The organism is Allokutzneria sp. A3M-2-11 16 (assembly GCF_024213555.1).
Lineage (GTDB): Bacteria > Actinomycetota > Actinomycetes > Mycobacteriales > Pseudonocardiaceae > Allokutzneria.
The window spans coordinates 2046657-2067683 of sequence record NZ_JANAVO010000001.1 but is presented as its reverse complement, the minus strand read 5'-3'; the positions used below and the strand labels follow the sequence as shown (position 1 = coordinate 2067683).

Below are 21027 nucleotides of genomic sequence, written 5' to 3'. Positions count from 1 at the left end.
CCTCCGATAGCGTCTCCTCGTGCGCTTCGGAATCGTGATCCTCCCTGATCAGCCCTGGTCCCAGGGCGGCGACCGGTGGCGGAGGGCGGAGTCCTACGGCTTCGACCACGCCTGGACCTACGACCACCTCGCGTGGCGTTCACTGGCGGACGGCCCCTGGTTCGACGCGGTGACCACGCTGACCGCCGCCGCGCTCAGCACCTCGCGCATCCGGCTGGGCACGCTGGTCGCCAACCCGAGCATCCGGCACCCCGTGAGCTTCGCCCGGCAGTTGATGGCGCTCGACGACCTCTCCGGCGGCCGGTTCACGCTCGGGGTCGGCGCGGGTGCCGCCGTGCTGGACCAGGAGATCCTCGGGGACACGCCGCTCACCCCGCGCGCGCTGGTCGACCGCTTCGGCGAGTTCGTGGAGCTGGTGGACGCACTGCTGACCACCGACCACGTGGACTTCTCCGGCGAGTACTTCACCGCGGTGGACGCGCGCACGCTGCCCGGCTGCGTGCAGCGGCCGAGGCTGCCCTTCCTGGTGGCGGCCAACGGCCCGAGGTCGATGCGGATCGCGGCGCGCTTCGGCCAGGGCTGGGTCACCACCGGACCGAAGGTCGACGACCTCGACGCCTGGTGGAAGGGCGTGGCCGAACTCGCCGACCGGCACCGGGAACTGACCAATGAGTCCGAAGTGGACAGATGCCTTTCCCTTGACGCGGGACCGGTCTTCTCACTGTCCAGTGTGGACTATTTCGCCGAGGCGACCGGGCGCGCCGCGGAACTCGGGTTCACCGACGTCATCACGCACTGGCCACGGGAGAGCGAGTGGTACGCGGGTGACGTCGACGTGCTCGAAGACGTGGTGACGAGCGTCATTCCCCGATACCGGTAGGCGGGCGTAGCGTCGCGGGTCATGCGGACCGGAGTGCTGGACCTCGGGCGGACCCGGCTGGCGTGGACCAGCGACGGCGGCGGCGATCCGATCGTGTTCGTGCACGGCTCCTGGGACGATCACCGCAGCTGGGACCGCGTGGTCGGGCCGCTCGGCGAGCACAACACCGTGATCCGGTACGACCGGCGCGGGCACACGGCGAGCACCGCGCCCCGTGGCCAGGGCAGCATCCTGGAGGACGTCTCGGACCTGCTCGCCGTCGTGGACCAGGTCGCGGGCGGCCGGGCGCACCTCGTCGGGCACTCCTACGGTTCGTCGATCGTGTTGCTGGCGACGGCGAAACGGCCCGAGGCGGTGCGCGGCGCACTGGTGCACGAGCCACCCCTGTTCGCCACTCTGTCCACAAAGGACGATGAACTGCGGTTGGCAGCCGCGCGGCGGATGCGGGAGGCCGCAGAGCTGCTGGGCTTCGGCGACGTCGAGGCGGGCACGCGGACGTTCGTCGAGCACGTCGGGTTCGGCGAGGGCAGCTGGTTGGGCCTGTTCGACGCGGAGCAGCGCGCCACGATGATGGCCAACGCGGAGACCTGGCTCGACCAGTACCGCGACCCGGACCGGCTGGCGGTGGACCCCTCCGCGTTGGCGGGGCTCGGCGTGCCGATCACCGTGACCACCGGCGGGGACACGCTGCCGATCTACCGCGCCGTGGTTCGGGCGATCACCGAACACCTACCGGAAGCACGAATCCAGGTGATCCCGGAAGCCGGACACGCCCCGCAACTCTCCCACCCGGAGCCGTTCGTCGAGGCCGTCCGCGAGCACCTCCGCACACTCAGCGAAGTGCGACAGTCTTCAAGTCCTACGAACCCCGCCTCCGACGACCACTAACTGCCTCATACCCGCGGGGAATGAGGCAGTTACGGACGGCTGGGAGCGGGGTTCGGGGTACTTGAAGACCGGCGAACCTGGGTTAGGCCGCTGACTTCTCCTTGAGCACGAACCAGGACAGCGCCGCCGCGCTCACCAGGAGCACCGAGGCGACACCCGCCGCGACCACGGCGCCGTCGACGAAAGCCTGCCTGGCCACGTCGACGAGCTGGGCGGCCTGCTCCGGCGGCAGCTTCGGGGCAGCGGCGAGCGCGCCACCGATGGACTCCCGCGCCCCGCTGTACACCTCCGGCGGCAGCACGGGTGCCAGCACGGCCATGCTGTTGCGGTAGACGATCGAGGTGGCCGAGCCGAGCAGTGCGATGCCGAGCGCCGCGCCGAGCTGGTACGCCGTCTCCGACAGCGCCGACGCCGCGCCGGACTTCTCCTTGGGGGCCGCGGTCAGCACCATGTTCGCGTTGACGGTGAACGCCAGCCCGGCGCCGCCGCCCGCGGTGAACATGACGAGACCGACCGTCCACGCGCTGGTGTCGGGCTCGAAGCCGAGCGCGATGCACAGCCCGCCGCCGATCACCGCGAGCCCGATCGAGGTGGCCTTCCTGGCCGACCAGCGGTGCGCGATGGTGCTCGACATCAGGCCGCCGGTGACCGCGCCGACCGTGCCGGGCAGGTTCAGCAGGCCGGAGTTCAGCGGGCTGTAGCCCTGCACCAGCTGGAGGAACTGGGACAGGATGAACGAGGCGCCCGCGAGGCCGAGCACGGCGAGCAGGGTGGACAGGATGGCGCTGCTGAACTTGGGGTTGGCGAACAACCGCACGTCCACCAGCGGGTGCGGGATCACCATCTGCCTGCGGCAGAACCAGACCAGCGCGAACACGCCGAGCCCGGCGACGGGCAGCGCCAGCGGCTGCGCCCAGCCGTAGACGGTCAGCTCCTTCACGCCGTAGACCACCGCGACGACACCGATCAGCGAGGCGAACACGCTCGGCAGGTCCCAGGCGCCCGGCACCGGGTCCTTGGACTCCGGAAGCACCCACATGCCCACGCCGATGAGCACGATCATCACCGGCACGTTGATCAGGAAGACCGAGCCCCACCAGAAGTGCTCCAGCAGCACGCCGCCGATCAGCGGGCCGAGCGCGGCACCGGCCGAGGCCATCGCGCCCCAGACGGCCACGGCGAACCCGCGCTCCCTGGGATTGGTGAAGATGTTGCGGATGATCGACAGCGTCGAGGGCATCAGCGTGGCACCGGCGAGGCCCTGCACCACCCGCGCCACGATCAGCAGGTTGGCGCTGGGGGCGAAGGCGGCGATGGCGGAGAAGATGCCGAACCCGGCGGAGCCGATCATCAGCAGCTTCTTGCGGCCGATCCGGTCGCCCAGCGTGCCCATCGTGACCAGCAGCCCGGCCAGCACGAACGAGTAGATGTCCCCGATCCACAGGATCTGGGTGCTCGTCGGCTTCAGGCTCTCGGTCAGGTGCGGGATGGCCAGACTGAGCACCGTGGTGTCCAGCGACACCAACAGGATCGCCAGGACCAGCGTGGCGAGGGCGATCCACCGGTGGCGCACGCTCACCGGGCTGGTCTCGTGGACGGAGGACAAAGCGGTCACTCGGTTTCTCCTCGCGTGACGCCACCCACCAGCAGGTCGATGACAGCGCGGGGGTTGTCGTTCCCGGGCAGCCTGCCCGCCCGGGCCGCCAGCGCGGCGGCGAAGAGCAGGCTGGCGAGCGCGTCGACCATCCAGGTCGCGGGCAGGTCGCTCCGGAACGCGCCGGAGGCCTGGCCGCGCCGGAACAGCGCGGTCAACCGCTCGTCGAGGGCGTGGTAGCCGACCTGGAACTCAGGGGTGGTCTCGTCCAGCGGCTGGGTGGTGACGAAGCGGAACAGCTCGGCGACCGGGGTCAGCGCCAGGATCACCCGGTGGAGGGCGGCGAGCGGCTCGCCGGTCTCGGGTTCGGCCGTGGTCAGCGCGGCGACGGTCTCGCCGAGGCCGAGCCAGAGCAGCTGGTCCAGCAGGGCGTCGCGGTTGGGCACGACGCGGTGCAGCGTGGCCCTGCTGATCCCGGCGGCCTCGGCCACCTCGGTCATGGAGGCACCGTGGTTGCGCACCAGCAGCGACGCGGCCGCGCGCAGTACCTGGTCCCGATCGGTCACCACGGCGGGGACGCTAACACGGTTGAGACAGCAGCGTCTCAGTAATGCGGAGAACGTATCGAACTAATGATCTTGCAACGGCGAACCGTCCACTCGCAACATCGCCCGCGAGTTCTTCAGACGGATTCCCGTTGGCGAGGGGTGTCCACTTCGGACACCCCTCGCCGGGGGTCAGCGAACGGGTTCGAGCACGTCCTTGCCCAGGAACGGGCGCAGCGCCTCGGGCACCCGGACCGAACCGTCCTCCTGCTGGTGGGTCTCCAGGATCGCCACGATCCACCGCGTGGTGGCCAGGGTCCCGTTGAGCGTCGCCGCGACCTGGGACTTGCCGTCGGAGTCGCGGTAGCGAACCGACAGCCTGCGCGCCTGGAACGTGGTGCAGTTGGAGGTCGAGGTCACCTCGCGGTAGGCCTGCTGGCTGGGCAGCCACGCCTCGCAGTCGTACTTGCGGGCCGCGCTGCTGCCGAGGTCGCCACCGGCCACGTCGATCACCCGGTAGGGCAGCTCGACCTTGGCCAGCATCTCCTCCTCCCAGGCGAGCAGCCGCAGGTGCTCGGCGTGCGCGTCCTCCGGGCGGGTGTAGACGAACATCTCCACCTTGTCGAACTGGTGGACCCGGATGATGCCCCTGGTGTCCTTGCCGTAGGAGCCCGCCTCGCGGCGGAAGCAGGTCGACCAGCCCGCGTAGCGCTTCGGCCCCGCGCTCAGGTCGAGGATCTCGTCGGCGTGGTAGCCGGCCAGCGGCACCTCGGAGGTGCCGACGAGGTACTGGTCGTCATCGCGCAGCCGGTAGACCTCGCTGGCGTGGGCGCCGAGGAAGCCGGTGCCCTCCATGATCTCCGGGCGCACCAGCACCGGCGGCACCATCAGCGTGAACCCGGCGGCGATCGCCTGCTGGGCGGCCAGGTTGAGCATGGCCAGCTGCAGCTGGGCGCCGACACCGGTGAGGAAGTAGAACCGCGAGCCGGAGACCTTCGCCCCGCGCTCCATGTCGATGGCGCCGAGGCGCTCGGCGAGCTCCAGGTGGTCCTTCGGCTCGAACTCGAAGTTCTGCGGCTGGCCGATGTGCTTGAGCACGACGTAGTCGTCCTCGCCGCCGTGCGGGGCGCCGTCCTCGACCACGTTGGAGACCCGGCGGTGCGCCGCGGTGAACGCGGCGTCGGCCTCGTGCTGCTCGGCCTCGGCGGCCTTGACCTCCGCGGCCAGTTCCTTGCCCTTGGCCAGCAGCGCGGCGCGCTCCTCGCCCTGGGCCCGGCCGACCTGCTTGCCGAACTGCTTCTGCTCGGCGCGCAAGGAGTCCGCGCGGGAGACCGTGGCGCGGCGCCGCTCGTCGGCGGAGAGCAGCGCGTCGACGAGGGACGGGTCCTCGCCCCTGGCGCGCTGCGAATCGCGTACGGCTTCCGGGTTCTCGCGGAGCGTCTTGAGGTCGATCACACCTGGTGAGCTTAGTGGTGCGGAAAACCGGGAATCGACGGACCGCCGATTCCCGGTTCTCCTTGATCGACTAGGAGATCCGGCTAGCTGATCGCGACGGCGACCACGAGGCCGAGCGCCAGGTGCGCCGAGGCCACCACGAGGCTGGCCGGGGTGTAGACCTCGGAGCGGATCAGGTTGCCGATGTCGATCCGGGTCACCCACTCCAGCAGCCGCACCGCGAGCACCTGCACGATCACGCCGACGAAGCCGAAGATCAGCGCGGAGAGCAGGCCCTCGGACAGCTTGCCGCCGGCGTTGTTGATCACCACGACGACGATGAACGCCATGCTGATCAGGCCGGCCGAGGTGATCACGACCGCGTTCGGCGCGCCGTCGCGGACGAGCTGGCTGAGCTTGCCGGGGGTGGTCAGGTCGATGGCGTAGAACCCGACGAGCATGAGCAGCAGGCCGACGACCGCGTACAGCGCGATGGCGCCGACGCCCCGCAGGAGCGCACCGCCGAAGCCCTCCTCCAGCGCCAGGCTGGAGACGGCGAGTTGGGTGGTCACGAACTTCCTCCTACGACCCAGCCGGGGAAAACGCTCCCCGACTGTCCTTTATGGATAGTGAACTGGCGGTTTCAGGACTCGGGGATGCGGTGCGGCACGAACGCCGCCCCGTCGTCGGTGACCAGGCCGACGGTCTCCCGGATGCCCAGGCCCGCCGAGTGGTCACCGACCACCCACGCGCCCAGCACCGGGCGCATGCCGTCGAACTCCGGCAACGGGTCGAAGAGCTGGTAGACGTAGCCCTCCTTGCCGTACACGCCGCCGGTCTCGTGCTCCATCCCGGGAGCGACGATCTGGATGTTCGACCCCTCCCTGCCGAGCCGCGGCTTGCGCACGTACTCGGTGAGGAAGCCGGGTTCGTCGAGGAAGCACGGCAGCAGGTTGGGGTGCCCGGGGTACATCTCCCAGAGCACCGCGAGCAGCGCCTTGTTCGACAACAGCATCTTCCACAGGGGTTCGACCCACAGCGTGCCGGGCTGGCTCTCCACCGCGTGCTTGCCGAACGGGTCGTCGACGACCCACTCCCACGGGTAGAGCTTCACCACGGTGGACATCACGTCCTCGCGCAGGTCCACGAAACGCTTGAGCTCGGGGTCCCAGCCGATCTCCTCGATGGCCAGGCCGACCGTGTCCAGCCCGGCCTCGGCCGCGGTCTCCTGCAGGTAGGCGGCGGTGACGTGGTCCTCACCGCTGGAGTCCGCCGCCGACCAGGTGAAGTGCGCCTGCCCGGCGGGCAGCCGGTCGGCGAGCTGGCTCCACCGCTCCACCAGCTTCTCGTGGATGGAGTTCCACTGGTCGTCGCCCTCGTGGGTGTCGGTCAGCCAGTGCCACTGCACGACGGCCGCCTCCAGCAACGAGGTCGGCGTGTCGGCGTTGTACTCCAACAGCTTCGCCGGGCCGGAGCCGTCGTAGCGCAGGTCGAAGCGGCCGTAGAGGTGCGGGTCGCCGCGCTTCCAGGACTCGGCGATCGCGGGCCACACCCACTCCGGCAGGCCGAAGTCGCGGTAGCGCTCCGTGGTCACCACGTTGTCCACCGCGTCCAGGCACATGGAGTGCAGCAGCTCGACGTCGGCCTCGACCGAGAGCACTTCGTCGAGGCTGAACACGTAGTGCGTGGACTCGTCCCAGTACGGGCGTTGCACGCCACCCGGCCCCGCGGCCGGACTGCCGAACACCAGGCCCTGGTCGGCGACCTTGCGCTCCCAGTCGGCGCGCGGTTCGGAGGTCTGCCTCTGCACTCAGCTGCCTCCGCTGCTGCTGCCGCTGCGGACGCCGAAGCCGCCGCGCTGGACCGACTTGCCGGACGGGGTCGAGATGTTGGCGCCGCTCGGCCGGATCGAGGAACCGCCGGTCACCCGCTGCCCGACGGCCCCGCTACCGCCGTAGTTGTAGCTGTACTGACGGCCGCCGCCACCGAGGTAGATGAACGTGCTGCCGCCGCCGCTGCTGTAGCCGCCGTTGGAGCGCGCGTAGTCGTCGTCGCAGTACTTGTCGTCGACCACGACGTTGTTGTTGTCGACGCAGCGCGCCTCGACGTCGTCGGGCTGCGACGCGGCGTACCAGATGGCGACCACCGCGACCACGCCGACGGAGACGCCACCGCCGATCAGCAGCCGTTTGCGCAGTTTGGCCTTGCGTGCGGCCTCCGCCTCCTCGGCTTCCCGGCGGGCCCGCGCCTCGCGGCGCGCGGTCTCGCGTGCGCGCTGCTCGGCCACGGTCGGCGGCCGGGCCCTGGTGGTGCCCGGGTCCTGGAAGTTGATCTGGCCGCGCTTCGGCTTCGCCGGTGCCTCGACCGGTTTGTCCTGCGCCGTGGACTCAGGCTTCGACTCAGGCTTCGACTCGGACTCGGACTCGGCCGCCGGTCCCGGCTGGGCCTGCGGGGTCGCCTTCGGCTCGGGCTGCTGCTCGCCGCCCGGCGTTTCGTTGTTCGTCATCAACCACTCCCGAGCGGCACCGTACCTAGGTCCCCGGTGTGACGTAGGACAGTGGCCAAATAGCAACCCAGGTCACCCGGATAGACGCTTGGGTTGTCCGGAGCGGGCATCATGGGGTAGATGCCGTTAGCCCCTGCCGTCCACACCCGCGATCGGACCCAGCGCATGGATCACACCCAGAGCACCCGCAGAGTCATGGCGGGTGCGTTCGCCGGTGCCCTGCTCATCCTGGTGGCGAGCACGGCCTTCGGTTGGCAGCTCGGTTCGGACGCGGCCAGCTCCGGCCCGGGGCACGTGCTCGCCGACGCACCGCCCGGCACCTGCCTGAACTGGACGAAGCCCGATGCCGGTGATGTGGCCAAGGTCCCGTGCGAGAAGCCGCACCTGTTCGAGCTGACGTTCACGGCGGACCTGTCCACCGACCCCAACTTCGGCGACGAGGCGGCCTTCCCCGACGAGCTGCGCTGGGCCCAGATCGGCCAGAGCACCTGCGCGGAGAAATCCGTCGAGGTGCTGGAGGGCAGGCTGGACCCGGCGGGCAGGCTCAGCGTGAGCGCGCTCAAGCCGACCCAGAAGAGCTGGGAGAACGGCGACCGCAAGCTCTGGTGCGGGGTCCAGGCGGCGGGCCCGTCCGGCGTTTTGTACCCGATCGTGGGAAGCGCGAAGGCCATCGACCAGTCCGACGTGCACTCGGTCGGCCTGTGCGTCGGCATCAGCGGCCGCGCCGTCGCCGACCCGGTCGCCTGCGACAAGGCGCACGCCTACGAGGTGGTCGGCGTCGTCGACCTCGGCGCGCACTTCCCGTCCGAGTACCCGGACGAGAGCAAGCAGAACACCCTGCTCGGCACGCAGTGCCCGAAGCTGGCCGCCGAGTACGCGGGCGGCCCCAACGTGGTCGAGCAGAAGGGCCTGACCGTCTACTGGGACACCCGCAAGCAGGACAGCTGGATGGCGGGTTCGCGCCGGGTGGACTGCAAGGTCGGGACGCAGCTGCAGGACAAGTCCGGTCTCGCGCCGATCAGCGGCAGCGTGAGCAAGGACAAGCCGGGCGCGATCAACATCAGCAAGGAGCCCGCGCTGGCGCAGGTGCCGGTGGCCCCGCCGGGCGCGCCCGCCCCGCCCGGCTCGCCGGGCACCGACGTCTCCGACCAGCTGGAGGACGTGTCCATCGACCAGAACGGCGGCGGCCACGACACCGGCGGCGGCTCCACCCCGCCCACGTCGCAGGGCGGCGGCTGATCCGCCGGTGCCCGTCGAGATGTCGCGGCTCCGCTTCGACGAGCTCGTCGCGGAGGCGCTGGACCTGATCCCCTCGGAGCTGGCCGCCGCCATGGACAACGTGGTCGTGCTGGTCGAGGAGCGGAACCCGGACGAGCCGACGCTGCTCGGGCTGTACGAGGGCGTCGCGCTCACCGAGCGCACCTCGACCTACGGCGGGGTCCTGCCGGACCGGATCACGATCTACCGGGAAGCGCTGATGGACTTCTGCTCCGACGAGGACGAGCTGGTCGACGAGATCGCCGTGACCGTGGTGCACGAGGTCGCTCACCACTTCGGGATCGACGACCACAAACTCCACGAGATGGGCTGGGGCTAGGCCCTACACCAGCTCCTCCTCCGGCCAGGCGAGGCAACGCCAGCCGGTGTCGTCGCACTCCAGTACGACTCGCCCGGTGTTGGGCAGGTACAACCGGCCCGCGGCGACGTCGTCCAGGTCCTCGACGAGCTGCCCGGCCATCAGGCGGATCACGCCCGCGTGGCTGACCAGCACCACGGTGCCCTCGCGGTGCGCGCCGGTGATGCGGTCGATCGCGGCGAGGTACCGCTCGCGGATCTGCCTGGCGGTCTCGCCGCCGCCCGGCATGGCGCGGTCGAGGTCGCCCTCCACCCACGCGCCGTAGACCTCGCGGTACCGCTCGACGGCGGGCATGTCGGAGCGGCCCTCCAGCTCACCGATCTGCACCTCGTGCGTTCCGGGCAGCACGACCACGTCCAGTCCGTGCGCGTAGGCGATCGGCGCGGCCGTCTCGCGCGCGCGGGTGGCTGGACTGGCGTAGACCGCGAGCACGGGCTCGGTGGCCAGCTCGATCCCGGCTCGCAGCGCCTGCTGCCTGCCCTCCCCGGTGAGCGGCGGGCCGGGCAGCTTCGTGTCCAAGATCGCGTCCACATTGGACTGCGTTTGCCCGTGCCGGACCAGGATCAGGCGTAAGGCGCTCACGCCCGCCCTCCGGAGCGGATACCGGCCAGCCACTCCGCGGCTGCGGTGAACGCCTCGTCGGAACCGCTGGACCCGCCCTCGTCGGCGCGCGGGAACGAGCCGAGGAACCGGACGTCCTTGCAGTGCCGCCGCAGCGCCGCGAGCGCCTCGCCGACGTGCGCCTGGTTGACGTGCCCGGCGAAGTCGAGGAAGAACCGGTACTCCCCGAAGCTGCCCTTGATCGGCCGCGACTCGATCCGGGTGAGGTTCACCCCGCGCAGCGCGAACTCGTTGAGCACCCTGGCCAGCGAGCCCACCGAGTCACCGGTCTCCACGACCACGGTCGTCCGGTCGGCGGCGGTGGGCGGCGGCACCTCTCCGGGGCGGCGCACCAGCAGGAACCGGGTGACCGCGTCCTCGACATCGGCGACCTGCCCGGCGAGCACGCCCAACCCGTACCGCTCGGCGGCCAGCGGCGCACACACGGCGGCGTCCGCCTGCCCGTCGCGCACGGCGACCGCAGCGGCGGAGGTCGAGGTCGTCGCGGACTGGACGGCGTCGGGCAGGTTGACCGACAGCCAGCGGCGGACCTGCGCGAGCGCGTGCGGGTGGCTGGTGATGGTCCGGACGTCCTCGACGGTGGTGCCGGGGCGGACCAGGATGTCGAAGCGCACCGGCAGCATGGTCTCGGCGACCGCGACCAGCGGCTCTCCGTCCGCGAGCGCGTCCATCGTCGAGGTGACGGAGCCCTCGACGGAGTTCTCGATGGGCACGCAGGCGGCGTCCCGCTCACCGGAGCGGACGGCGTCCAGCGCGGCGGAGACGGACTCGGCGGGGATCAGTTCTGCGGGGGCGTCGGCAAGCAGCTGACGCACGGCTTGCTCGGTGAACGTCCCCTCGGGACCCAGATAAGCGATGCGCGGCACACGCTCCACCTTAAGCGGCCATACCCACACTGAGCGGGCGAATCAGCTGCGGCCGAATGGGTCAGATCGGAGTGAGACGCGAAAGACATATCGAGTCCCCTGTTCAACCCTTGCAATGTTTCCCCCCTCTCGGGCGATGCTTGAGCTGTGAGCGGCAATGCGGAACGCATGGACACGGCTGACCGACGGATCGACGAGACACCCGCACTGATCCCCGCCCCCCGCCGCACCCCGCAACTCGTGCTCTGCGCGGTCGAGGACGACCTGGCGGAAGCGTGGTTGGAGATCGCGCGGGACCGGCCGGAGATCAGCGTGCACCGGGGCTCGATCCTGGAGCTGGACGTCGACGCGGTGGTCAGCCCGGCGAACTCCTACGGCTGGATGCGCGGCGGGATCGACGCCGTCTACGCGCAGGTGTTCCCGCAGATCGAGGAGACCGTGCGGCGCGCGGTGCTGACCTACCACGGCGGTGAGCTGCCGGTGGGCGAAGCGCTGGTGGTGCGCACGGGTCGCCCGATGCCCGCGTGGCTGGTGAGCGCGCCGACGATGCGGGAGCCGGGCGAGCGGCTGCCCAAGGACACCGTGCACCCCTACCTCGCGGCGCGCGCGGTGTTCCGGCTCTGGTCGAGCGGGCGCCTGGAGAGCGGCACGCCGCTGCGGCAGGCGGTCAGCGCGCTGGCCATGCCCGGCCTGGGCACGGGTGTCGGCGGTGTTTCACCTCAGGACTGCGCGCGGCAGGTCGCCGCCGCGTGGGATGAGGTCATGGCCTAGGCAGGCGTCCCAGCCACCGGGTTCGCCGGTCTTCAAGTACCCCCAACCCCCGTCCCAGCGGTCTTCAACGACGGCGAACCCCTGGCCCAGGAAAGGCGACGGCGCCCTGGTGGGAGCCAGGGCGCCGTCGCGGGCAGCGTCAGCTGACAGCGCCACCTTCGATACCGCGGACCTTGATCTTCGCGGGCTCGACGGGCTTGCGGACGACGCCGCGCACCCGAACGCGGAGCAGGCCGCGGTCGTAGTCGGCTTCGACGTTGTCGCCGGTCACGCCCTCCGGCAGGCGGAACTCTCTGCGGAACTCGCCGCCGCGCAGCTCGCGGAAGACCGCGCCGTCCTCGGTGCCCGCCTCGCGACGGCCGCTGACGGTCAGCTTGCGCTCGCTGACCTCGACGTCGACGCCGTCGGTGTCGACGCCCGGCAGCTCCAGGGTGATCACGACGTCCTCACCGTCACGGTGGACGTCGGCCGGGGGAACGAAGGCCCCGGCACGGTTGTTGACCCCGAAGGCACGGCGGGTCAGCAGGTCGAAGTCGGTGTCCAACTGCTTGATCAACGACGTGAACGGGTCACGCACTGCGAGAGCCATTCCAATCCCTCCCTACGCATTCTGACTACCGGGTTTAGCACTCGGCGTCTATGAGTGCTAACGAGGGACCCGCCGCCGTTGTTCCCAGTACCGTGTGACGCGTGACAACCAGGGTGCTGCTCGTCGACGACCACGAGGTGGTTCGCAGGGGCCTTCGCGACCTGCTCGACTCCGAGTCCGACATCGAGGTCGTCGCCGAGGCGGGCACGGCCGAGGAGGCAGTGGTCCGCGCACAGGCCACGAGCCCGCGGGTCGCCGTGGTGGACATGCGCCTGCCGGACGGCGATGGCGTGACGCTCTGCCGCAGGCTGCGTGATCTGCCGGAGCCGCCGTTCTGCCTGGTGCTGACCGCATTCGACGACGAGCAGGCACTGGTGGGCGCGATCCTCGCCGGGGCGTCCGGGTACCTGCTCAAGCAGGTGCGCGGTCAGGACCTGGTGACGGCGATCCGCGAGGTCGCCGCGGGGCGTTCACTGCTCGACCCGCAGACCACAGCACGGGTGCTGGAGCGGATGCGGCGCGAGGCCGCCGAACCCGCCGACGAACTGGCGGCGCTGACCGACCAGGAACGCAAGGTGCTGGAGCTGATCGGCGAGGGCATGTCCAACCGCGAGATCGCGGAGCGGCTCTTCCTGGCCGAGAAGACGGTGAAGAACTACGTCACGTCCGTGCTGGCGAAGCTGCGCATGCAACGACGCACACAGGCCGCCGCCTGGATCGCTAAGCGGACGCGAGGGGAATCTCCCAGGTGACCTTGGTGCCGCTGCGGGCGGAGGACGTCACCCGGCACCGCCCGCCCGCGGCCTCCGCGCGCTCCTCGAGGTGACGCAGTCCGCGCTTGGACACGTCCTTCGGGATGCCGCAGCCGTCGTCGACGACTTCCAGTCGCAGCAACGAATTCTTCTGCCGCACGCGCACGCTCACGGTGTGCGCCCCGGAGTGTCTGACCACATTGGACAGTGCTTCGCGGAGCGCCGCCCGCGCGTGGTCGGCGGCTTCGGCGGGCACGTTGTCCAGGTCGCCCTTGGCTTCCAGGCTCGGCGGGAACCCCAGCAGCTCCCCCGCGATGTCCACCTCCGCGCGCACCGACGCGAGCAGGTCCGCGGGCGGCTCGGGATCGGGCGAACGCAGCGCGCGCACGGTGCCCCGGACCTCTTCGATGGTCTGGTCGAGCTGGTCGACGGCTTCGGCGAGGCGCGCGGAGTCGGCCCGGTCCAGCCGCGTCGCCAGTCGCCGCCCCAACAGGTCGAGCTGCATACCGGCCGCGTAGAGGCGCTGAACGATCACATCGTGCAGATCCCGGGCGATGCGTTCGCGCTCTTCGTAGATCGCGATGCGTCGACGGGCGGTGGCGCCTTCCGCGAGCACGAGCGCCAGTCCGGCCTGGGCGGCGAAGCTGGCGAGCAGGTCCACGGTGACCTGGCTGAACGGCTCCGCCCCGCGACGCCGGTAGACCGCGAGCGCGCCGAGGCGTCTCTCCCGGGTCCCGAACGGCGCCACTGCGAAGGGCCCGTAGCCGCGGAGCGCGGCGGGGACGAACGGCGCCGTCCGCGGGTCCACCACGAAGTCGTCCACCGCGACGGGCACTCCGCCCCGCGCGACGCGAGCGGCTGCTGAGCGCGCCGACAGCGTGAGCCCGACCGGATCGTCCTCCACGGTGGGGTGCGCCGCCTCGACCGTCAGCCTGCCGTCCTCCGCGCGGACCATGACGAGCCCGAGGTCGGCTTCGGCGAGCGCGGCGGCTCGCTGGACGACGAGCGGCAGCACGCCGTCCACGTCATCGCCTTCAAGGGCGGCCGTGGTGATCTCCGTGGAGGCCGCGAGCGCGCGGGCCGCGAGCGTGGGGTCCACACTTGCCAGACTACGCATGCGCGGGCTCGTGCAGCAGCACCCGACCTGCGGCGACCTCGACGACGGTGTCGCCTTGACGGATGTCGTCAAGGCGATGCGTCACGTGGACGACCGTCCGCCCGTCCAGCGCGTGCCGCAGGCGTTCAAGCACCTCGTTGGCGGTGCGTTCGTCAAGGTGCGACGTGGGTTCGTCGAGCAACACCAGATCGGCTTCGTCCGCGGCGAGCAGCATCCGCGCGATCGCGATCCGCTGGGCCTCGCCGCCGGAGACCGCGGCACCGCCCGCGCCGAGCAGCACGTCCAGCCGCTCGACCCATTCGCTCATGCCCGCTGTCCGGAGTGCGGCCCCCAGCTCGTCGTCGGTGGCTTTGGGCTTGGCGGGCAACAGGTTCTGGCGCAGTGTCGTCGACACGAGCTGCGCGTCCTGCGGGCACCAAGCGACCCGCTCCGGCACTTCGGCGCGCCCGGCGCTCGGTTCCAGGAAGCCCAACAGGAGCGCGAGCAAGGTCGACTTCCCGCTCCCCGACTCCCCCATGACAACGGTGTAACTCCCTCGCTTCACCTCCATGTCGACACCTCGAAGCACCTCGTCGCGGCCCCACCCGACGTTCACGCCGTGCAGTCGGACACTGCCAGTTGTCTTGTGAACACACTTCACAGGCAAGCGGGTTGTGTCAGCGCGCACGTGGTGGGTGCGGAGCGCGCGGAACTGCTGGAAGGCGGGCGGCAGCAGGGCGAGGGCCTCAGCCGTGGCGAGCGGGATGAGGGCCAGGACCGGCACGAGAAGCGGCTCGATCCCGGCCGCAGCGCCGAGCGCGATGCCCGCGAGCGCGGTGAGACCCGTCGCGAGAACGATCACCGCGTTGGCGGCGCCGACGCCGAGGGCCTGGCGGCGGGAGCGCGCGGCCAACCCGGCGTCCACCTCCGCCAGGTCCACCCGGCGATCATGGTGCGCGCCAAAGGAAATCAGGTCCGCCGAGGCTTCGAGCAGCACGAGCACCTTCGCGCTCACATCGCGCCGCCCGTTGGCGAGGGCGATCGACGCGCGCCGCTCCACCGCCAACGCGGTCACCGGCGCGAGCACCGCGGCGAGGCCCAACGCGATCAGCGCGACCAACCCCGCTTCCGGCAGGATCACCGCTTCGACGCTCACCGCCGTGGCGAGCACCGCGACCGAGACCAGCGGCGGGACGAGCACGCGGGGCACGAGGTCGCGGATGGTATCCGTGTCCTCGGCGAGGCGCTGCGCGGCTTCACGATCGATCCGCGCGGGGCCGAGCGCCACGAACGTTTCCCACAGCCGCACCCGGAGGCGGCTCGCGAGGCGGAACGCGGCGTCGTGCGACACCAGGCGTTCGAGGTAGCGCAGCACCGCCCGCCCGATGCCGAACGTGCGCACCGCGACGACCGTGACGGTGAGGGTGAGGATCGGCGGCTGCTGCGACGCCTTCGCGATCAGCCAGGCCGAGATCGCGGTGAGCGCGATGCCGCTGCACAGCGCCGCCGCTCCGAGCAGCGCCCCGCCGATCGACCGCGCGGTGACCAGCTCGCGGAGGGGTGCGGGCCGGTGCGGGCGATCAGCTCGGGAGATCGCCCGCACCGTGCCACCACCGCCGGTGTCCAGTTCGGCGGCGGGTTCATGGGTGTGGTGAGCGGCGAGGAGCACCGCGACACCTCTGCGCGCGGCTTCGTGCACCGCGGTCATGACGCGTTGTGCTGTCGGGGCATCGAGGTGCGCCGTGGGCTCGTCGAGCAGCAGGATGCGCGCACCCCGGTTCACCCGCAGCAACGCGCGGGCGATCGCGACGCGCTGCCGCTCCCCGAGGGAAAGCTCGTCCACGTCGCGGAACCGGAGGTGCAACGCGGCGGCCGAATCCAGTGCCTCCGCGAGTTCTTCGGCGGTCGGTTCGACCACCGCCAGCGCGAGCTCCTGGGCAATCGTGCCCGCCGCGAACGCGGGCCGCTGCGGCACCCACGCGATCTGCTCCCGCCACTGAGCAATGTCCACAGTGGACAGTTCAATGCCGTCGACGCTGATCGAGCCCGAATCCGACCGTACGAAGCCGAGAAGCACCCCGAGCGCCGTGGACTTCCCCGCGCCACTGGGCAGATCGAGCCGGGTGATCTCGCCGGGGCGCAGCGTGAAGCTCAGCCCGTCCGGCGCATGCCGCCCCCGCCGCTCGACCCGCAACGCGTCCACGACCACTTCGTGCCGGAACACCGCCTGGGCCGTCCCGGTGGCGGGCTGGTCCTGGGAGTCGATCTCCGTGACCCGTCGCACCGCCTCAACGCCGTCCTCACTCGCGTGGTGGGCAGCCCCGGCCGCGCGCAACGGCAGGTAGCACTCCGGCGCGAGGATCAGCGCGAACAACCCGACCGCGAGCGTGAGATCGCCCGACACCAGGCGCACTCCCACGAAAACAGCCACGACGGCAACGGAGATCGTCGCGATCAGTTCGAGAACGAACGCCGACGCGAACGCCACCCGCAACGTCGCGCCGGTGGCCCGGCGGTGCGCCTCCCCCACTCGGCGCACCGCCTCCACCTGCGCCGCGGCCCGCCGCAGCGAGGTCAGCACGGGCAGTGCCCGCACAAGCTCCAGTAGGTGGCCGGACAGCCGTTCGTTGGCGTCGGCGGCCCTCGCGACCTGGTCCTCGGTGTGCTTGCCGATCAGGATCGCGAACAACGGCATGAGCGGGATCGTCACCGCGATGATCACCGCGGACACCCAGTCGGAGAACAGGATCGATGCGCCCACCACGAGCGGCGTGGCCACCGCGGACAGCAACGCGGGCAGGTAGCGGGTGAAGTACGCGTCCAACGCGTCCAGGCCGCGCGTGGCGAGCGCGGTCAGCTCAGCGGGGCCGCGCCCGGTAATCCACTCCGGTCCGCGCGCCAGTGCGGAGTCCAGCACGCGTGCGCGCAGTTCCTCCTTCGCACCCGCCGCGGCCCGAGCGGCGACCGCTTCGGTGGCCCACGCCAACGCCGCGCGCGCCACGACCGCGCCCGCGAGCACGATGAGCGGGAAGCGGAGATCGGACGCGGCACCGGCAACCACGGTGGCCAGTGCGGTGGCGATGGCCCACGCCTGGGTCACCAGGGCGATGGCGGTGAGCACCGACAGCACACCGGTCACGGCCAGGGCCCGCCGCGCCGACACCGACATTCTCGGCAACGAACCGAGGGGGCCGCGCGTTCCCGATTCCGCACTGGTGGGGGGAGATGCGCTCATGGGACGTGCACCGGGGGGATGTGCGCGGTGCTGATGCGTTTCCGGAACACCCAGTACGTCCAGCCCTGGTACACGAGAACGGCCGGGGTACCGAAGAGCGCGACCCAACTCATCACCCCGAGCGTGTAGGGGCTGGATGCGGCGTTGCGCACGGTGAGCGAGTTCGCGACATCCAGAGTCGACGGAAGAACATCGGGGAACAGCGCGCCGAAGAGCGTGACGACCGACAAAGCGAGCGCGATGCCGAGCCCAGCGAACGCCTGCCCCTCACGCCCGACGCGCAGGCGCAGCAGCGCAATCACGACCGCGACGAGCGCCAACATCAGGGGAACAAGAGTCCACGTGAAGCCCTCGCGCGACTGCACGAGAACCAACAGCGCCACCAACGGCAACAAAGCAACAGGCGCGACGCGAAGCGCCAACGACCGCGCCCGATGGCGGATCTCTCCGTCGGTCTTGAGCGACAGGAACACCGCGCCGTGCACGAGCGCGAAACCCGCCACGGCAACCGCACCGAGCAGCGCGGGCCACTGGAACGCCGCGAAGGCCGAGCCGACGCGATCGCCACGGGCATCCAACGGAAGCCCGAAAACGTTGGTGGACAACACAAGCCCGACTCCGAGCGCGGGCACCCACGAGCCGATGACGATCACACGGTCCCAGTTGCGGCGCCACCGCGGCGAATCGACCTTGCCGCGGTACTCGAACGCCACGCCCCGCCCGATCAACGCGAGCAGCACGAACAGCAGCGGCAGGTAGGCCGCGCTGAACAGCGACGCGTACCAGCCGGGGAACGCCGCGAAGGTCGCTCCCGCCGCGACGAGCAGCCACACCTCGTTGCCGTCCCAGACCGGACCGATCGTGTTGATCAGCACGCGGCGCTCGGTCTCGTCGCGGCCGAGCACGGGCAGCAGCATGCCCACGCCGAAGTCGAAGCCCTCCAGGAACAGGTAGCCCAGCCAGAGCAGGGCGATGATCACGAACCAGATGACCGGCAAGTCCACTGTGGACACTCCTAGTAGGCGAAGGCCAGCGCGTCGGAGTCAGGGGTGCGATCGGGCGGCATCACGCCCTCCACCCCGGCGCGGACGAAGCGCCGCAGCAGGAAGACCTCCACCACCGCGAGCACCCCGTACACCGTGGTCAGCGCGATCAGCGAGAACAGCGCCTCGCCGACGGTGACCCCGGCCGAGACCGCCTGCGCCGTGTACATCCACACCCCGTCGACGCCGGTGGGGTTGGGCACCACGACGAACGGCTGGCGGCCCATCTCGGTGAAGATCCACCCGAAGCTGTTGGCCAGGAACGGGGTCGCGATCGACAGCAGCGCGACCGGCGCGAACCACCTGCTCCGGGGTACCCGGCCGCGCCTGGTCAGCCAGAGCGCCAGCGCGGCCGCCATGGCGGCGATCGCGCCGAAGCCGATCATCAGGCGGAAGCCCCAGTACGTCACGGGCAGGTTCGGCACGTAGTCGATCGGCTTGCCGGACAGTTCACCGAGCCGCGGATCTACCGGGTAGTTCGCGCCGTAGCGGGTCTTGTACTCGCCGACGAGCTGCTCGATCCCCTTGACCTCGCTGGAGAAATCCCCGTTGGCCAGGAAGGACAGCAGCGCGGGCACGGTGATGCTCTTGACGCTCTCGCAGTCCGCGCGCTGCACGTCGCCGTAGGCGAACACCGAGAACCCGGCGGGCTTTTCCGTGTGGCACAACGCTTCCGCCGCGGCCATCTTCATCGGCTGCTGCTCGAACATCAGCTTGCTCTGAAGATCGCCCGTCAAGGCGACCGCCGCGAACGCGACGAGCCCGACCCAGCTGCCCAGGCGCAGCGACGCGAACCAGACCTTGCGGTCGGGGTCGTCCGAAGGGGAAGTGCGGTGCTTGCGGGCGAGGTGCCACGCGGCGATGCCGACGAGGAAGGTGCCCGCGACAGCGAAGCACCCCGCGATGGTGTGCGGGAACGCGGCGAGCACGGTGGAGTTGGTGAGCAACGCCCAGATCGAGTTCAGCTGGGGCTTGCCGTTGACGTACTCGATGCCGACCGGGTGCTGCATCCACGAGTTCGCCGCGAGGATGAAGTAGGCCGACGCCATGGTGGCCAGCGAGAACGCCCAGATGCACGCGAGGTGCACGCGCTTCGAGAGCCGCTCCCAGCCGAAGATCCACAGGCCGAGGAAGGTGGACTCGACGAAGAAGGCGAGCAGGCCCTCCATCGCCAGCGGCGCGCCGAAGACGTCGCCGACGAAGCGGGAGTAGGCGCTCCAGTTCATCCCGAACTGGAACTCCTGGACGATGCCGGTGACCACGCCCATGGCGAAGTTGATCAGCATCAACTTGCCCCAGAACTTGGTCATCTTCAGGTACTGGGGCTTGCCCGTGCGGTACCAGGCGGTCTGCATGACCGCGACCAGCAGGGCCAGTCCGATGGTCAGCGGGACCATCAGGAAGTGGTAGACGGTGGTGACGCCGAACTGCCACCTGGCGATGTCGAGTACGTCCACGCCCCAACGGTGCCCCGCCCGGCCCCGTCAGCAGCAGGTCAACACGTCCTCAGTCGCCCGACCGAGGGTCCCCCGCCCACGGGACCTAGGTCCTGCGGGCGGGGTGGGCGGTCAGCCCTCGTCGCCGCCGAAGAAGGAGTCGCCGACCTCGTCGAAGACCTCGCCGAGCACCATGCCGCCGACCAGACCGGCCGCACCGGCGGCGACGATGCCGCCGACGCCCATGCCGCCCCCGCCGTGGTGGCCGCCGCCGTGGTGGTGCCCGCCGTGGTGGGACTGGCGGCGGGAGGACACCTCGTGCAGCCAGTTGTCGATCATCCCGGCCCAGTCGGCGCTCATCGAGTCCTGGTGGGAGAGCTGGAAACGGCCGAAGGCGTCGTGACCGGAGCTGAGGAAGCCGCCGCGCTTGTCGGCCTCCAGCACCACGGCCATGCCGTGCGGGTCGGCGACGAAGGTCAGCTCGACCTCGTTGAGCCGCCCGGCGAACTGGTGCGGCGGCAGGAACTCGATCTCCTGGAAGAACGGCAGCTGCTGGTGCAGCCCGGCGATGCGGCCGTGCTCGACGTCGGCGCGGCGGAACCGGAAGCCCAGCTCGCCGAAGGCGTCGAGAACGCGCTCCTGCGCGGGCAGCGGGTGCACGAACACCGGGTCCAGGTCGCCCTTGTCGACCGCGCTGGCCACCGCGAGCTCGGTGCGCAGGCCGATGGTCATGCCCGGCAGGCGCTGCCCGTAGACGTCGGTCACCGGGGTCTCCCACGGCACCGGGAACTGGAACTGGATGTTCCTGCTCTCCTTGGCCGCCAGGCGGAAACGGCCCTCGACGACGATGCGGTGGAACTCGGCGTTGATGTTGCGCTCGTGGTCGCCGTGCTCGGACTCCACGCGCGTGACCAGGCCGAGCGCGACGTGCTCGATCTCCACGTCGTGGTCGCCGCCCTGGATGCGCACCTCGCCGCTCAGGACGCCGCCCGGCCGGGTGTTCGGGTCGAACAGCACCGTGTCAACGGACGGGCCACCGATGCCCAACGCGCCGAGCAGCTTCTTGAAGACCACGAGATCCCCTTCTTCGGGACGGAACAGCCTTGTCGGTCGCTCAACGTACCGGGGCTTCACA

General features: G+C 70.6%; 20 protein-coding genes. 6 read left to right on the top strand and 14 right to left on the bottom strand.

The annotated features are described in order from the left end of the window. The first annotated feature begins 19 nt into the window (after nt 1-19). The gene (locus NLX83_RS10310; protein ID WP_254234600.1) at nt 20-880 is read left to right on the top strand and encodes an LLM class flavin-dependent oxidoreductase; all 861 of its coding nucleotides are present in this window, start codon (nt 20-22) and stop codon (nt 878-880) included. Nucleotides 881-901: 21 nt separating this feature from the next. Further along, nucleotides 902-1768, top strand: coding sequence for an alpha/beta fold hydrolase (locus NLX83_RS10305; RefSeq protein WP_254234599.1), 867 nt, complete (start codon nt 902-904; stop codon nt 1766-1768). A gap of 82 nt (nt 1769-1850) precedes the next feature. Here the strand turns inward: NLX83_RS10305 and NLX83_RS10300 are convergent, their stop codons facing one another. The 6 genes from NLX83_RS10300 to NLX83_RS10275 all read right to left on the bottom strand — a co-directional run bounded on the left by NLX83_RS10300 (nt 1851) and on the right by NLX83_RS10275 (nt 7847). Then, nucleotides 1851-3383 carry an MFS transporter gene (locus NLX83_RS10300; RefSeq protein ID WP_254234598.1) on the bottom strand — a complete coding sequence of 511 codons (1533 nt, stop codon included), beginning with the start codon at nt 3381-3383 and terminating at the stop codon, nt 1851-1853. Then, nucleotides 3380-3931 carry a TetR/AcrR family transcriptional regulator gene (locus tag NLX83_RS10295; protein ID WP_254234597.1) on the bottom strand — a complete coding sequence of 184 codons (552 nt, stop codon included), beginning with the start codon at nt 3929-3931 and terminating at the stop codon, nt 3380-3382. The genes NLX83_RS10300 and NLX83_RS10295 overlap by 4 nt, the downstream gene beginning before the upstream one ends. Before the next feature lie 168 nt (nt 3932-4099). Then, nucleotides 4100-5362 (bottom strand): serine--tRNA ligase, encoded by a 1263-nt coding sequence (serS, locus tag NLX83_RS10290; protein WP_254234596.1) that lies wholly within the window; start codon nt 5360-5362, stop codon nt 4100-4102. A gap of 83 nt (nt 5363-5445) precedes the next feature. Next, a complete protein-coding gene (locus NLX83_RS10285) occupies nt 5446-5913 on the bottom strand; it encodes a DUF350 domain-containing protein (protein ID WP_254234595.1) in 468 nt (155 codons plus the stop codon). 71 nt (nt 5914-5984) lie between these two features. After that, nucleotides 5985-7151: a glutathionylspermidine synthase family protein gene (locus tag NLX83_RS10280; protein ID WP_254234594.1), complete on the bottom strand. Its 1167-nt coding sequence runs from the start codon at nt 7149-7151 to the stop codon at nt 5985-5987. After that, on the bottom strand, nt 7152-7847 hold the full coding sequence (locus tag NLX83_RS10275) for a hypothetical protein (protein WP_254234593.1): 696 nt from the start codon (nt 7845-7847) through the stop codon (nt 7152-7154). A 165-nt stretch (nt 7848-8012) separates the two neighbouring features. On the opposite strand from NLX83_RS10275, the gene NLX83_RS10270 reads away from it, so the two are divergent. Both NLX83_RS10270 and NLX83_RS10265 read left to right on the top strand, forming a co-directional pair. Then, nucleotides 8013-9086: a septum formation family protein gene (locus NLX83_RS10270; protein WP_254234592.1), complete on the top strand. Its 1074-nt coding sequence runs from the start codon at nt 8013-8015 to the stop codon at nt 9084-9086. 7 nt (nt 9087-9093) lie between these two features. Continuing rightward, a complete protein-coding gene (locus NLX83_RS10265; protein WP_254234591.1) occupies nt 9094-9444 on the top strand; it encodes a metallopeptidase family protein in 351 nt (116 codons plus the stop codon). Nucleotides 9445-9447: 3 nt separating this feature from the next. Here NLX83_RS10265 and NLX83_RS10260 read toward each other — a convergent pair whose 3' ends face one another. Both NLX83_RS10260 and pheA read right to left on the bottom strand, forming a co-directional pair. After that, the gene (locus NLX83_RS10260; RefSeq protein ID WP_254234590.1) at nt 9448-10065 is read right to left on the bottom strand and encodes a histidine phosphatase family protein; all 618 of its coding nucleotides are present in this window, start codon (nt 10063-10065) and stop codon (nt 9448-9450) included. Then, a complete protein-coding gene (gene pheA / locus NLX83_RS10255; protein ID WP_254234589.1) occupies nt 10062-10970 on the bottom strand; it encodes a prephenate dehydratase in 909 nt (302 codons plus the stop codon). The genes NLX83_RS10260 and pheA overlap by 4 nt, the downstream gene beginning before the upstream one ends. Nucleotides 10971-11138: 168 nt before the next feature. On the opposite strand from pheA, the gene NLX83_RS10250 reads away from it, so the two are divergent. After that, nucleotides 11139-11741: a macro domain-containing protein gene (locus NLX83_RS10250; protein ID WP_254236165.1), complete on the top strand. Its 603-nt coding sequence runs from the start codon at nt 11139-11141 to the stop codon at nt 11739-11741. Nucleotides 11742-11880: 139 nt separating this feature from the next. Here the strand turns inward: NLX83_RS10250 and NLX83_RS10245 are convergent, their stop codons facing one another. Further along, complete coding sequence (locus NLX83_RS10245) at nt 11881-12330, bottom strand: Hsp20/alpha crystallin family protein (protein ID WP_254234588.1); 450 nt, start codon at nt 12328-12330, stop codon at nt 11881-11883. A gap of 101 nt (nt 12331-12431) precedes the next feature. Here NLX83_RS10245 and NLX83_RS10240 point away from each other — a divergent pair, with 101 nt between their 5' ends. Further along, a complete protein-coding gene (locus NLX83_RS10240; RefSeq protein WP_254234587.1) occupies nt 12432-13082 on the top strand; it encodes a response regulator in 651 nt (216 codons plus the stop codon). On the opposite strand, the gene NLX83_RS10235 is transcribed toward NLX83_RS10240, so the two are convergent. From NLX83_RS10235 to NLX83_RS10215, 5 genes are all read right to left on the bottom strand, one after another. Beyond that, a complete protein-coding gene (locus NLX83_RS10235) occupies nt 13051-14181 on the bottom strand; it encodes a GAF domain-containing sensor histidine kinase (protein ID WP_254234586.1) in 1131 nt (376 codons plus the stop codon). The genes NLX83_RS10240 and NLX83_RS10235 overlap by 32 nt on opposite strands. A 10-nt stretch (nt 14182-14191) precedes the next feature. Beyond that, nucleotides 14192-17347, bottom strand: coding sequence for a thiol reductant ABC exporter subunit CydD (cydD, locus tag NLX83_RS10230; RefSeq protein WP_254234585.1), 3156 nt, complete (start codon nt 17345-17347; stop codon nt 14192-14194). Between the two features lie 62 nt (nt 17348-17409). Continuing rightward, a complete protein-coding gene (cydB, locus tag NLX83_RS10225; protein ID WP_254234584.1) occupies nt 17410-18417 on the bottom strand; it encodes a cytochrome d ubiquinol oxidase subunit II in 1008 nt (335 codons plus the stop codon). An 11-nt stretch (nt 18418-18428) separates the two neighbouring features. Further along, nucleotides 18429-19913 (bottom strand): cytochrome ubiquinol oxidase subunit I, encoded by a 1485-nt coding sequence (locus NLX83_RS10220; RefSeq protein ID WP_254234583.1) that lies wholly within the window; start codon nt 19911-19913, stop codon nt 18429-18431. Nucleotides 19914-20024: 111 nt separating this feature from the next. Beyond that, a complete protein-coding gene (locus NLX83_RS10215) occupies nt 20025-20966 on the bottom strand; it encodes a sporulation protein (protein ID WP_254234582.1) in 942 nt (313 codons plus the stop codon). Between the last annotated feature and the right edge of the window lie 61 nt (nt 20967-21027).